11 protein-coding genes are annotated in these 11,343 nt (G+C 65.5%); 7 read left to right on the forward strand and 4 right to left on the reverse strand.

Annotated features, from left to right (window positions below; genetic code table 11):
* The first annotated feature begins 11 nt into the window (after nt 1–11).
* Nucleotides 12–1,130 (forward strand): branched-chain amino acid ABC transporter substrate-binding protein, encoded by a 1,119-nt coding sequence (locus JQ632_RS14815; RefSeq protein WP_212403145.1) that lies wholly within the window; start codon nt 12–14, stop codon nt 1,128–1,130.
* 63 nt (nt 1,131–1,193) lie between these two features.
* On the opposite strand, the gene JQ632_RS14820 is transcribed toward JQ632_RS14815, so the two are convergent.
* Nucleotides 1,194–1,571, reverse strand: coding sequence for a response regulator (locus tag JQ632_RS14820; protein ID WP_212403147.1), 378 nt, complete (start codon nt 1,569–1,571; stop codon nt 1,194–1,196).
* Nucleotides 1,572–1,854: 283 nt separating this feature from the next.
* Here JQ632_RS14820 and JQ632_RS14825 point away from each other — a divergent pair, with 283 nt between their 5' ends.
* Complete coding sequence (locus JQ632_RS14825; protein WP_212403149.1) at nt 1,855–4,635, forward strand: PAS domain S-box protein; 2,781 nt, start codon at nt 1,855–1,857, stop codon at nt 4,633–4,635.
* 141 nt (nt 4,636–4,776) lie between these two features.
* Entirely contained in the window at nt 4,777–5,772 is a 996-nt protein-coding gene (locus tag JQ632_RS14830; RefSeq protein ID WP_212403151.1) for a P1 family peptidase, read from the forward strand.
* Nucleotides 5,773–5,900: 128 nt separating this feature from the next.
* Here the strand turns inward: JQ632_RS14830 and JQ632_RS14835 are convergent, their stop codons facing one another.
* Entirely contained in the window at nt 5,901–6,659 is a 759-nt protein-coding gene (locus tag JQ632_RS14835; RefSeq protein WP_212403153.1) for an EF-hand domain-containing protein, read from the reverse strand.
* Between the two features lie 252 nt (nt 6,660–6,911).
* Between JQ632_RS14835 and rpe the strand changes: the two genes are divergently transcribed.
* The 4 genes from rpe (at nt 6,912) to JQ632_RS14855 (ending at nt 8,799) form a co-directional block, all read left to right on the forward strand.
* Entirely contained in the window at nt 6,912–7,613 is a 702-nt protein-coding gene (gene rpe / locus JQ632_RS14840; RefSeq protein WP_212403154.1) for a ribulose-phosphate 3-epimerase, read from the forward strand.
* Nucleotides 7,614–7,657: 44 nt separating this feature from the next.
* A complete protein-coding gene (locus tag JQ632_RS14845) occupies nt 7,658–8,227 on the forward strand; it encodes a hypothetical protein (protein WP_212403156.1) in 570 nt (189 codons plus the stop codon).
* Between the two features lie 146 nt (nt 8,228–8,373).
* Entirely contained in the window at nt 8,374–8,520 is a 147-nt protein-coding gene (locus JQ632_RS14850; RefSeq protein WP_212403158.1) for a hypothetical protein, read from the forward strand.
* A gap of 87 nt (nt 8,521–8,607) precedes the next feature.
* The gene (locus JQ632_RS14855; RefSeq protein WP_212403160.1) at nt 8,608–8,799 is read left to right on the forward strand and encodes a hypothetical protein; all 192 of its coding nucleotides are present in this window, start codon (nt 8,608–8,610) and stop codon (nt 8,797–8,799) included.
* Nucleotides 8,800–8,866: 67 nt separating this feature from the next.
* On the opposite strand, the gene JQ632_RS14860 is transcribed toward JQ632_RS14855, so the two are convergent.
* Nucleotides 8,867–10,294 (reverse strand): bifunctional serine/threonine-protein kinase/universal stress protein, encoded by a 1,428-nt coding sequence (locus JQ632_RS14860; protein WP_212403162.1) that lies wholly within the window; start codon nt 10,292–10,294, stop codon nt 8,867–8,869.
* 5 nt (nt 10,295–10,299) lie between these two features.
* Nucleotides 10,300–11,040, reverse strand: coding sequence for a metallophosphoesterase (locus JQ632_RS14865; RefSeq protein WP_212403164.1), 741 nt, complete (start codon nt 11,038–11,040; stop codon nt 10,300–10,302).
* Between the last annotated feature and the right edge of the window lie 303 nt (nt 11,041–11,343).

Here is an 11,343-nt window from a genome sequence, read left to right on the forward strand (position 1 = left end):
CGAGGTATCTCATGAAATCACTAAAGCTCATCGGTCTGGCATTCGGCGCGTCGATTGCGCTATCGAGCGCGGCATTTGCGCAGGATGTCACCATCGCAGTTGCAGGTCCGATGACCGGCGGCGAATCCGCCTTCGGCCGCCAGATGAAGAACGGCGCCGAGATGGCGGTGGCGGACCTCAACGCCGCCGGCGGCGTCGGCGGCAAGAAGCTCGCGCTCAGCGTCAACGACGACGCCTGCGATCCCAAGCAGGCCCGTTCGATCGCGGAGAAGATCGCCGGCGCCAAGATCCCGTTCGTCGCGGGCCATTTCTGCTCGTCGTCGTCTATTCCGGCTTCGGAAGCCTATGCCGACGGTAACGTCCTGCAGATCACGCCGGCCTCGACCAACCCGCTGTTCACCGAGCGCAAGCTCTGGAACGTGGCACGCGTCTGCGGCCGCGACGACCAGCAGGGCCTGATCGCCGCGCAGTACATCGGCAAGAACTTCAAGGGCAAGAACATCGCGATCCTCAACGACAAGACCACCTACGGCAAGGGTCTTGCGGACGAGACCAAGAAGGCCCTCAACAAGGCCGGCATCACCGAGAAGATGTACGAGTCCTACAACAAGGGCGACAAGGACTTTAACGCGATCGTGTCGCGCCTGAAGAAGGACAACATCGACCTCGTCTATGTCGGCGGCTACCACCAGGAAGCCGGCCTGATCCTGCGCCAGATGCGCGACCAGGGCCTGAAGACCGTGCTGATGTCGGGCGACGCGCTCGCCGACAAGGAGTACGCCTCGATCACCGGCCCGGCCGGCGAAGGCACGCTGTTCACCTTCGGCCCCGACCCGCGCAACAAGCCGACCGCCAAGAAGATCGTCGAGGCGTTCAAGGCCAAGGGCATCGACCCCGAGGGCTACACCCTCTACACCTACGCGGCGATGCAAGTCTGGTCGCAGGCCGTCAAGAAGGCCGGCACCACCGACGCCAAGAAGGTCATGGAGACCATGAAGGCCGGCAAGTGGGACACGGTCCTCGGCCCGATCGAGTATGACGCCAAGGGCGACATCAAGCAGATCGACTACGTCGTCTACAAGTGGGACGCCAAGGGCAACTACGCCGAGCTCGGTGCCAAGGGCTCCTAACGCCCCCAGCCCTAACCATATCGCTACAGACGCCCCGGTTCGCCGGGGCGTTTTTGCTTGGGATCAGACCGCGGCCTGGAACCTGGACGACTGGGCCGATTTCAACGCCTGGAGCAGGTCGTTCGGCCGAAACGGCTTTTGCAGGCAGACCACGTTCTCGAGGTCGGGCGACTCGTCCATGAAGTCGAGCGCGGTCATGCCGGAGACGGCAACGATCGGGAACCCCGGGCAACGTTCGCGGATCGCGGTAATGACCTCGACACCGCTGGTCTCGGCCAGGAAAATATCGACGATTGCCGCGTCGAACTCGCCCTCGCCGAAGGCCTTCAGCCCTGCGGCGGCACTGTCCGCCTCCACCACCTCGTAATGATTGACCCGGAGCACGATGGACACCATCGCTCGGACGTCCTTCTGGTCGTCGACAACGAGAATGCGGCGCATGGGAACAACTCCCGCCTCGTGAACTTAGTGTCCAGCCAAAAAACCAGCTTCCCAAACGGGTCCCGCGTCGGCGGGAGGGGATAGTATCGACCCGGCTAAGTAAAAGCCATCTTACCGGGTCCCCGCTCCTCGTTGCCAGAAAAGTTAAGTAAGCTGTAACCATCGGTTGAGTCGTGGTCGCACCCCCTTAAGTCGCGCGCCCAGAACGGGCTACCATGGGCAAGAGGGTCGGAGAGTCGAAACCAGAAGGGCGAGTGCCAATGCCGGTCCGCGAGAGGTAGCCGTGCACGCTGGTGGCGACCGAAGTACTTTCCTTTCCACCTTGCCGGCCTCACAGCGCGACCGCAGTGCGGCATTGGCCGTGGTCGGCGTGTCGTCGCTGCTGTTTGCGCTGGCCGTGCCGTTCGCCGGCGTCCCGCTGGTGCCGGTGCCCGCCTTCGTCGCGAGCTACCAGTCGGCGCTTGCGGTCAGCGACACCGTCACCGCGGTGCTCCTGCTCGCGCAATTCGCGGTCCTGCGGAGCCGGGCGCTGCTCGCGCTGGCGACGGGCTACCTGTTCACCGCGGCGGCGGCCATCGTCCACGCCCTCACCTTCCCCGGACTATTCGCACCAAACGGACTGCTCGGCGCCGGTCCGCAAACCACCGTCTGGCTCTACATGATCTGGCATGGCGGCTTTCCGCTGTTCGTGCTGACCTATGCCTGGCTCAAGGACATCGACGGCGGGCCCAAGATCTGGAAGCCGATGCGCGAGACCATCCTCGGCTGCGTGCTCGGCGTCGTGGCGCTGATGATCCTGTTCGCCTGGACCGTAACCGCCCACCACGACCTGCTGCCGGTGCTGCTGAGCGAAGGCCGCTACACGCCGGCCATGATCGGCGTGGTCTCCTTCGTCTGGTCCTTGAGCTTTGCCGCGCTGATCTCGCTCTGGTTCCGCAAGCCCTATTGCGTGATCGACGTCTGGCTGATGGTCGTGATGTGCGCGTGGCTGTTCGACATCGCGCTGTCGGCGATCGTCAACGTCGCCCGCTTCGATCTCGGCTTCTACACGGGACGCGTCTATGGCCTGCTCGCCGCGAATTTCGTGCTCGCGGTGCTTCTCGTCGAGAATGTCGGTCTCCAGGCGCAGATGGACAACCTGGTCGGCATGCTGCGGCGGCGGGCGGCCTCGGATCGCGACTACTACAGCGAACGCGAGCGGTTGTTCGCAGCCGTCGTGCAGTCCTCCAACGATGCCATCATCACCAAATCGCTCGACGGCACGGTCACGGCCTGGAACCGCGCCGCGGAACGCCTGTTCGGCTACTCCGCGGGCGAGGCCGTGGGCAGGCACATCGATCTGATCGTGCCACCGGATCGGCGCGATGAGCTCGGCGAGATCCTGGCGCGCATCCGCAACGGCGTGAGCGTCGAGCAGCAGGAGACCATCCGCCGCCACAAGGACGGCCGCGAACTCAACGTGGTCCTGAGCATTTCGCCGCTACACGCCGCCAATGGCGAGATCATCGGCGCCACCAAGATCGCCCGCGACATCACCGAGCGCAAACGCACGCAGAGCGCGCTGCAGCGCGAGATCGAGGAACGCCAGCGCATCTTCGAGACCTCCCAGGATCTCATCGTGGTCACCGACGGTTTCGGCACGTTCATCCAGGTCAGCCCGAGTGTGACTCATATCCTGGGCTTCAAGCCGGAGGAGATGATCGGACATAGCGCCGTCGAGTTCATTCATCCCGATGACCTGGAGAAGACCCGCGAGGAAATGCGCGCGGCGCGCCGCGGCCTTGTGAAGCGCAACTTCGAAGCGCGCTATCCGCACAGGGATGGACACGACGTGACCCTGAACTGGCTCGGCAGCTGGTCGGAGCCGGTGAAACGCCACTTCTTCATCGGCCGCGACTTGTCCGAAAAGCAGGCCGCGGAAGCCCAGTTCCGCCAGGTCCAGAAGATGGACGCGATCGGCCAGTTGACCGGCGGCGTCGCCCACGACTTCAACAACGTGCTCACGGTCATCACCGGCACGATCGGGATCCTGGCCGACGCCGTCGCCGACCGTCCCGATCTCGCCGCGATCACGCGCCTGATCGACGACGCCGCCGAGCGCGGCGCGCAGCTCACGAAACACCTGCTCGCCTTCGCCCGCAAGCAGCCGCTCCAGCCGCGCGAGATCGACGTCAACGCACTGGTGTTGGAAGCGGCCAAACTGCTGCATCCGACGCTCGGCGAGCAGATCCAGATCACCCCGCAGCTGACGGAGGAGGCCTGGCCCGCGCTGGTCGATCCGAACCAGCTCACCACCGCGATCCTCAATCTCGCGCTCAACGCGCGCGATGCCATGCCCGACGGCGGCAAGCTGGTGCTGGAAACCCGCAACGTCTTTCTCGACGAGGGCTACGCCGCCATGAACGCCGAGGTCACGGTCAGCAATTACGTGATGATCGCGGTCAGCGACACCGGCACCGGCATTCCTGCTCCGCTGCTGGAGCGTGTGTTCGACCCGTTCTTCACCACCAAGGAGGTCGGCAAGGGGACCGGGCTCGGCCTCTCCATGGTATTCGGCTTCGTCAAGCAGTCCGGCGGGCACATCAAGATCTACAGCGAGGAAGGCCACGGCACGAGCGTCAAGATCTACCTGCCGCGCTCGACCGGCGTGCAGGAGACCGACTACGAGCAGATGCAGGCCGGCGCTATCGAAGGCGGCGACGAGAAGATCCTGATCGTCGAGGACGACGCGCTGGTCCGCCAATATGTGGTGACCCAGATCAAGAGCCTCGGCTACGAGGCGCTCGAGGCCGCCAATGCTGCCGAAGCGCTGGCGATCATCGACGGCGATGATGGCATCGACCTGCTCTTCACCGACGTCATCATGCCGGGCGCCATGAACGGCCGTCAGCTCGCCGACGAGGCGGCGCGGCGCCGGCCCGCACTGAAGACGCTGTTCACCTCGGGCTATACCGAGAATGCCATCGTCCATCACGGACGGCTGGATTCCGGCGTGCTGCTGCTCGCAAAACCCTACCGCAAGTCCGAGCTCGCACGCATGATCCGCGTCGCGTTGATGAGCTGAGAGCGGCTCTTTTGTTTGAGCATGATCTTCGCGCAAACGCGATCCGCGTTTGTCGCGCGGGAAAAAGCGCTGACACTCTGCCGGATCGTGATCTAAGCTATCACTAAGACCCGTTGCCGATAGCCCCACGGACCCGCACACGTGAAAAACCTGCTCACCGATATTGCCGGCGTCCGCGTCGGCCACGCCCATGATGCCGCCCTCGCCTCGGGCGCCACCGCAATCGTGTTCGACGAGCCGGCGGTGGCGGCGATCGACGTGCGCGGCGGTGGGCCGGGCACGCGCGAGGACGCGCTGCTCGACCTCGCCAACACGGTCGAACGCGTCGATGCGATCGCGCTCTCCGGCGGCTCGGCGTTCGGGCTCGAGACCGGCGGCGGCATCACGGCCTGGCTCGCCGAGCAGGGCCGCGGGTTCCGGGTCCGCGAGGCGCTGATCCCGATCGTGCCGGGCGCGATCCTGTTCGATCTGCTCAATGGCGGCGACAAGGCGTGGGGACGTTTCGCGCCCTATCGCGATCTCGGCTATGCCGCGGCCGTCGCCGCCGGGGAAGATTTTGCGCTCGGCAGCGTCGGCGCCGGTCTTGGCGCCACCACCGCGACGTTCAAGGGCGGGCTCGGCTCGGCCTCGGCGGTGACCGCCGACGGCGTCAAGGTCGCGGCGATCGTCGCCGTCAATGCCGTCGGCAGCGCCACCGTCGGCGACGGCCCGTGGTTCTGGGCGGCGCCGTTCGAGGTGAACGGCGAGTTCGGTGGCCGCGGCCTGCCCGAGACGTTCACGGACGACATGCTCAAAATGCGCATCAAGGGCGGGCCTGCGGCAAGCGCGCGCGAAAACACCACGATCGGGCTTGTCGTGACGGACGCGGTGTTGACAAAACCCCAGGCCAAGCGGCTGGCGATGATCGCGCACACCGGCTTTGCCCGCGCGATCTATCCGGTGCACGCGCCGAACGACGGCGACGTGCTGTTTGCCGCCGCCACCGGCTTAAAACCGATCGAGCCGCTGGTCGGCCTCACCGAGCTCGGCACGCTCGCCGCCAACGTGGTGGCGCGTGCCATTGCGCGCGGCGTCTACAGCGCAACCGCGCTGCCGTTCGCGGGGGCGCAGCCGGCTTGGAAGGACCGGTTCGGTTAGTCAATCACGACTGTCATCGCCCGGCGAAGACCGGGCGATCCAGTATTCCAGAGACGGTTGTGGGATACGGAGAAGCCGCGGCGTACTGGATGCCCCGGCCTCGCGGGGCATGACAGCGAAGTGATGGCTTACACGCTCATCGACAGCGACGATGCCGCGGACGACGTCCCCGTCTGTCCCTGCTGCATCATCTGCTCGAACCAGTTGTAGGGCGAGTTGCCGGCGCCCGATGCGCTGGAGGCGCCCGGCACCGTCATGGTCATCTTGAAGCCGTCGGCATATTTGACGGTCGTGGTGGTCGAGCCGTCGCTGTTGACGACGGTGGTTCGGGTTGTGCCGCCGCTCGATTGCTCGGAGTCGGAGCTGTCGCCGGTGCCGTCGGACCCGCTCGCGCCCTGGGCGTGGTGGTGGCCGTGCCCGCTCTTCAGCGCCTTCGACATCTCCTCGAGGCTGACACTGCCGTCGCCGTCGGTATCGAGCTTGTCGAACACCTTGTCGGCATTCGCAAGATTGGTGCCGCCCGCGCCGAGCGCGTCCTCGAATTCCGTCTTGTCGATCTGGCCGTCGCCATTCGCGTCGATCTGCGAGAACAGATCCTTCAGCGCGGCCTCGCGGGTCGTCGGCGTCGAAGACGTCGATCCGGTGCTCGACGACGACTGGCTCTGCGCCGCGATCAGCGCGCTCATCGTCTCCGGCGAGATCGGCGCGCAATTACCTGAACTCGTTGACGAGGTCGCAGACGTCGTCGTGCCCTTGGAGCTGTCGATCGAGAAAGGATTGCTCGCGCCTTGCGAAAGGCCGGTCTGCTGGGTCGAGGACGTCTTCGACGACGTCAGCGTTTGCAACGCGTCGAGCGCGGACGAAACTGCACCAAGGGCGAACAACATTGCCAGGGACTCCAACCAGCGCCGCGCGAGGGCGCGGCCAATGTCTGACAACAGGCAGCAAGCCCCGTGCCAGCGCGAAAACCTCAATGAATTCCGCTCTTGCCGCGCATTCGAGGCGCCGCCGCCCCGGGCAATTCATGCCGGCTGCGGCAGAATTTTCCGCCCACAGGGAACGTTGTCAGCCGCATTGCGGCGGCACACCCCCCGTGTTAGGCGAGGCCCGTCCGCGGACCACCCCTTGGGAACAGCGCCATGACCCAGCCCTTCACGCCCCGCCCCCTGGTGATCGCCCCGTCGATCCTGGCGTCCGACTTTTCCAGGCTCGGCGAAGAGGTCCGCGCGGTCGACGCCGCCGGCGCCGACTGGATGCATCTCGACGTCATGGACGGGCATTTTGTCCCGAACATTTCCTACGGCCCCGACGTCATCAAGGCGATGCGCCCCCACAGCAAGAAGATCTTCGACGCGCATCTGATGATCGCGCCCTGCGATCCCTATCTCGAAGCCTTTGCGAAAGCGGGCTGCGACCACATCACCGTGCATGCGGAAGCCGGCCCGCATCTGCACCGCTCGCTTCAGGCAATCCGCGCGCTCGGCAAGAAGGCCGGCGTCTCGCTCAATCCGGGCACACCGATCAGCGCGATCGAATATGTCATCGACCTCATCGACCTCGTGCTTGTCATGTCGGTCAATCCCGGTTTTGGCGGACAGGCCTTCATCCCCTCCGCGCTGGCAAAAATCCGCGACCTTCGCGCCATGACGGCGGGCCGCCCGATCGACATCGAGGTCGACGGCGGCGTCGGACCTGATGTCGCGGGTGCGCTGGCCGCCGCAGGCGCGAACGCCTTCGTCGCCGGCACTGCGGTGTTCAAGGGCGGCACCGAGGCGGCCTACAAGACCAACATCGCCGCGATCCGCAACGCGGCGGCAAGCGCACGCGGCGAGGCCATCTGAGCCCGCCTTCCGAACCGTTTCCCCGGCCGTCCCGACCAACGGCCATGGATGAACTCCGCTCCACCCCGTTTTCCGCCGGCCTCCGCCGCCTGCTCGCCGACACCCTGGAGGATGGCGAGCGGGTGATCTGGCAGGGTCAGCCCGACGGCGTCGCAAACATGATGATGTGGCGCTTCCTGTGGTGGGTCGGAGGCCTGTGGCTGCTCGTGACCATCATTGCCTTTGCCAACGGCTGGATCGACCAGGCGACAAAACCACTGCTGATGGTCGGGGCCGCGATGCTCGGGGCACCCTTCGTCATGCTGCTGCACGACCTCCAGACGCTGTTCGCGATCACCAATCGCCGCGCGCTGATCCTGCGCACGGCCTGGGGCCGGCGCACCGCCCGCGCCACGTCGTTCAAGGCAATGGACAAGGAGCTCGAGATCCTCGACATCGGCCGCGGGGCCGGCCACCTGAACTTTGCGTCCGGCCTCTCAACGCGTTCGCCAGATACCGACTACACCGGCCGCTACGGCTTTCGCTGCGTTCGCGACCCCGCCCGCATCCGCGACATTTTGGGGCACGCCCGCGCGCAGAAGGCTCCGGCACGCTCGCGCGGCAAGGCGATCTGAGCGACGTACGCCGGCGAGCTCAGGCATTTACGGGTGCTGCGGCGCGCAATGAATCACATTGCAGCCAGAATCCGTACTCATCCGGACTTCCCTGATTCGCGCAAATCACTGCACAAGAGCGCTCCCCTCTGGGACGGGAGCACATCATGACGACGACCCTGGTTTGGACTGGCGTGGCGTTGTGGCTTGGGTTCAATGCAGCGATTGCGGCTCGCTGCCTCTACGTAGCGCGACCGGTCAAGGTCGCCTCTCGCTCCGCCCGCATCATCCATTTCGATCGTCACCGGGCGTGAGCGAACCGACGATTTGAGGCCCGAATTTGTAGAGACAGGTGCGTTCCGGTCGCCGTGCCGGCATTGATCCCCTTTTGGAATGAACTCATGAAACCATATTGCCCCAACTGCCTGCGCGAAATGTCGAAGGCAGCCTTCTCCCGTAACCTGTTCAATTGCGAGCCCTGCCGCGAGATCATCCAGTTCTTCGGCGACAGCGCCGATCACGGCGACGCCGGTCCGCACTTCGCCTGGCCGATCCGCCGCAAGAGTGCCGGCCACACCGCCTGCGTGGCCTGAGGCTCTAGATTCTTGTTTTGACGCGTTTTCTTGACGCGAACCGGCGTCCACTTCGCTGGAAAACGCTCTAGCCCTCCGCGGCCTCTCCTGACTCCGCGGCAAGGCGCTGCGGCCGCACCACGGTGACGGTGCAGGACGCTTCGGACGCCACTTTTGACGAGACGCTGCCGAGCAGCGTGCGCCTGAACGAGTTTTGCCGCGCCCCGATGATGACGTGGTCGACGTGATTGACCTCGCAGAATTCCAAAATCGCCGCCGCGGGGTCCACCGCCTCCAGCACATGCGCCGATAGCCTGTTATCGCCGAGCTTGAGCGGCGTGGCCCAGTGCCGCAGCGCCACCAGCCGGTCGACATGCTTGTTGGAGCCCTCCTCGTCCAGAGTGCGATCGATCGCGATCCGGTTCAGCTTCAGCACGTTGAGGCAGGCAAGCCGCGCCGAGGGCAACGTGGTCAGTATCCGCTCGGTGGTAACGCGCAACGCCTCGTTCAGCTCGGGCGCGCCCTCGGCGGTGTCGAGCGCGACCGCCACGATCGGGCTCGAGGCGATCTGCGCGGCAACGTCGGACGCCGGACGCGCCTGTTTCACGCTCGGATTGAAGCGCCGCCGCCACGCCGTGGAGAGCGGATCGCGCTTGAGCCGCTCGGAGCGCGCCGTCAGCTTGACCTGATCGGGATACGAGAGATCGAAGGCCAGTTGCGAGGCGGTCGGATAGCGCCAGACCGGCTCGATCTCCAGACACCGCAGCACGATCTCCTGGAGCCAGGGCGGGTAATCGGCGCGCAGCGCGCGAGGCGGATAGGGATCGCGCCACAGCCGGCGCCGCATCGCGCCCAGCGTCTCACCCTCGCCGAAGGGCCGCTCGCCCGTCGTGAAGAAGTAGAGCAGCACGCCCAGCGAGAACAGGTCGCTGCGGGGATCGTCGCGCACACCGTGCAGCCGCTCCGGCGCCATATAGGGCGCGGTGCCGTAAGGCAGACGGAACTCCTCCTGCAACAGATCCGGCAGATGGTTGTGATGCGACAGCCCATAGTCGATCAGCACGGCTTCGCCGCTCTCGCGGAACATGATGCTGCTCGGCTTGATGTCGTGATGGATCACGTTCTGCCGATGCAGGTCGGCCAGCGCGGTGGCGATCTTCGCCACCAGCGTGCGCGCCTCCTCGTACGGCAGCGGCAGATCGGGCAGCCGCTTGTAGAGCGTGGTGCCCGGGATGAGCTCGATCACCACATAGGCTTGCTTGGCAAAGTCGCCGGTGCCGAAGCAGGTCGGCACGTGGGGACCTGCCAGCCGCGGCAAGATCATCATCTCCATCTCGAAGGAGACGATCGCCGCCGGGTCCTCGCCCTCCGACACCCGCGGGATCTTCATCAGCAGCGGCACGTCGATGCCGGGATGGGTGACGGTCCACAGCGTCGCCATGCCGCCGGCATGGACGCATTCGCCGATCGTGTAACCGTCGATTTCGGCGCCGGCCTTAACCAGTGGTTTTGGCATCGCTCTCAGCGCCCCTGCGACAGCCGGTCGGCGAGCCAATCCGGCAGGCCGTTGTCCCGGATCGCTTTCGCGGCGGCCTCGATATCATAGGGCACGCGGCAATAGGTGATCTCGCAACTGTCGGTGTCGAACAGCACGAAGGACGCGGCGGGATCGCCGTCGCGGGGCTGGCCGACCGAGCCGAGCACCGCCAGCCATTGCCGACCGCGCAGGAGCTGCACCGGCACGTCGGTCTTCGGCAGGAAGCTCGTCATCTTGGCCGTCGCCGACATCGAGTAGAGCGCGGGACGGTGGATGTGGCCGCAGAAGGTGACGTGGGCCGGCGTCGCGATCATGCTGCGCGCCGCGTCCGGCGTCGTGCGGACATAGTGCCAGCGCGCCGGCTGGGACGCTTCCGAATGCACGTAAAGACGGTCCTGATCCCCCACCGTCAGCGGCAGATCGGCCAGGAAGCGCCGCTGCGGCGCGCCGAGCCGGCCGCGCGTCCATTCGATCGCGATCTGCGCCTCGGCATTCATGGTCTCGGCGGAGGAGTTCACGGCCTGGTCATGGTTGCCGCGCACGGCGAGAGCGCCCTGCCCGACCAGCTCCATCGCGGTGTCCACCACCCATTCCGGATCGGCACCGTAGCCGACGAAGTCGCCGAGCAGGACGAACCGCTCAGCGCCCCTCGCGCGGGCCCCCTTCAGGCATGCGTCGAAGGCCTGCCGGTTGGCATGGATATCGGCAAAAACGGCCAGTCGCACGCGTCCTCCACCCTCAAAGCGTAGTCCTCAGCGGATTAGGCAATTTGAGGAAGGTCAACAAGATGCGACAGCGCGAGTTCGGTTTCTAGTGCCTCGCGCGTGATGAGATTGGGTCAAACTGGTGCGGCATCGGGAAATCACCTCTCCCTTGGGAGAGGTCGGCGCTCTTGCGCCGGGTGAGGGTTTACGGCCTTACCTTGGTGAAACACCCCTCACCCGATTTGCATGTCCAGCGGATTGATTGGTAACAAAACGGACCGGATGGATTGGTAACAATCGTTCACGGTTCCTTCCTCTGCGTTG

Origin of the sequence: Bradyrhizobium liaoningense (genome assembly GCF_018130955.1) — a bacterium.
GTDB classification, from domain to species: domain Bacteria; phylum Pseudomonadota; class Alphaproteobacteria; order Rhizobiales; family Xanthobacteraceae; genus Bradyrhizobium; species Bradyrhizobium liaoningense_C.

Coding starts and splice junctions, on each gene's coding strand:
- JQ632_RS14815 (WP_212403145.1), top strand. CDS start 12: ATGAAATCACTAAAGCTCATCGGTCTGGCATTCGGCGCGTCGATTGCG.
- JQ632_RS14820 (WP_212403147.1), bottom strand. CDS start 1,571: ATGCGCCGCATTCTCGTTGTCGACGACCAGAAGGACGTCCGAGCGATG.
- JQ632_RS14835 (WP_212403153.1), bottom strand. CDS start 6,659: ATGTTGTTCGCCCTTGGTGCAGTTTCGTCCGCGCTCGACGCGTTGCAA.
- rpe (WP_212403154.1), top strand. CDS start 6,912: ATGACCCAGCCCTTCACGCCCCGCCCCCTGGTGATCGCCCCGTCGATC.
- JQ632_RS14845 (WP_212403156.1), top strand. CDS start 7,658: ATGGATGAACTCCGCTCCACCCCGTTTTCCGCCGGCCTCCGCCGCCTG.
- JQ632_RS14850 (WP_212403158.1), top strand. CDS start 8,374: ATGACGACGACCCTGGTTTGGACTGGCGTGGCGTTGTGGCTTGGGTTC.
- JQ632_RS14855 (WP_212403160.1), top strand. CDS start 8,608: ATGAAACCATATTGCCCCAACTGCCTGCGCGAAATGTCGAAGGCAGCC.
- JQ632_RS14860 (WP_212403162.1), bottom strand. CDS start 10,294: ATGCCAAAACCACTGGTTAAGGCCGGCGCCGAAATCGACGGTTACACG.